This is a genomic window from Pseudomonas sp. P5_B2, from assembly GCF_056400445.1.
The window spans coordinates 1-1,593 of record NZ_JBFULH010000809.1 but is presented as its reverse complement, the minus strand read 5'-3'; the positions used below and the strand labels follow the sequence as shown (position 1 = coordinate 1,593).

The following is a 1,593-nucleotide window of genomic DNA, read 5'->3' as shown; positions in this document are numbered from 1 at the left end:
GGGTACATTGCGGATCAGCCCAGGTCTTGGAGGTGAGGAGGATCTGCGGCTTGTGCCCTCGCGCAAGGCAGACCTGGAACCGGCGTTGGGTGGCGACGAAGTTCTGCTGGAGCTCAACCTTGTCAAGTACCCTCACCCGCTCACACTCGACCCTGAAGAAGAGACTGTAAAATTTACCGTCATCAGTCCGGACAACGGCGGGCCAGGCAGACCTGGTGCCGTGCGTGTCGCGTTCGTCCGTGTGGAGCTGTTACTGGAGCCTTTGCAGCTGACAAAAGTAAGGATCAAGGGCAAGTCGCAACGCCCCGGTGATAAGCTGCACCTGTGTTTTGGTGCCGATCATCAATTAGACCTGTACGTGAAGGAAAACAATCGATGGATCGGAACAAATGCGGGATTGCTGGTGAATGGTGGCGAAACTGATCCTGAGAGCATTCTCGATGCTGGCCCGCCATGGGGGCGAGAGCAGTCAGTCAGCGAGCCTTGGACGATCAGCTGCGCCGGGAGGGTTGACGATATTAAGTTTGAGCACACCCTCGGCATTCGCAGTCAATACACCGCCGATGTTTATCAATTGAATTCGGTTTCCGGGCATTTCCAGCTCGATGTCATTCCTGTGCAGGAGGCCGCCTATTACCCGGTGATCGATCTCGATCAACAGGTGGATCTGCGTATGCGGGTGGAGTCCCATTACACCAAAACGCCACTGGCCAATCGTATGGTCACCTGGACGCTGAAAGGTCCGACGGGTGAGGGCGATGTCGTGTTGCTCATACAACCTTCGGATGAGAACGGTGAGGCCGGTTTTACCTGGAAGCCGGATAGTGCAGGCGATTGCGAAATCGTGGCTTCCGTTGACAGCTACTATAAAAAGGAGGATGCCCGGTATGCGTTCAAGGTACGTGCACTGCAGGAGGACCCATGGCTGAGTGCGACATTTACGCTGGGTGGCCCGTCGGGTGAATGGGTTTGGGGTAATGAAACGGGTTATCCCTGCCTTGGCGCGACCCATGAAGTAGCGCTGGCGCTGGCGAGCGGTCATGCATTGGCCGACACCGAACTGGCGTTGTATTGGACCGGGGAGAGTACACCCGAAGGACTGGGAATTGAGTTCACGCCTGACCTTAAGGATTTCAACCCTGTCGAGGGGGCGGGCCGGAAGTGGACGATGGTGTGTGGCAATTCCAGAGACAGTCAATTCAAATTCAATGTCAGCTGTTCGAAACTGCTGGAGCCRTCGCCCTTGCAGACGGTGGAGCTGGGGCATAACTGGTTGGAAATCGAGGATTTCAAACTGCCGACAAGGTTTCCTTCAGTGCGCGGTTCCGACCTTCAGTTGGAAGTTCAGATTCACTCGCGGGTTCCCGGTGTGGGGAGTGTTTCAGGGATTGATGTTCAGTGGCGAGTTGGTGGAGGGGCTGTGGAGATGTTGCCAACGGGTGATGAGGGTTGGGGTGCAAAGCTCTTCAGCCCTGTCGAAGAAGGTCCTGTCCCCATCATCGCCAAAGTAGCCAGTCGTTTTGATAAAAAGAAACCCGCGCACCGTTTCGATGTCAACGTTTTGGCTGAAAACCCCTGGAACCAGTTGGTCAC

At 55.7% G+C, this 1,593-nt stretch carries 1 protein-coding gene; it reads left to right on the top strand.

All coding sequences use genetic code 11. The annotated features are described in order from the left end of the window. Positions 1-85 precede the first annotated feature (85 nt). Positions 86-1,593, top strand: a 1,508-nt coding sequence (locus AC1DRJ_RS27005; RefSeq protein ID WP_477804839.1) for a hypothetical protein, incomplete at its 3' end; no start/stop codon positions are given.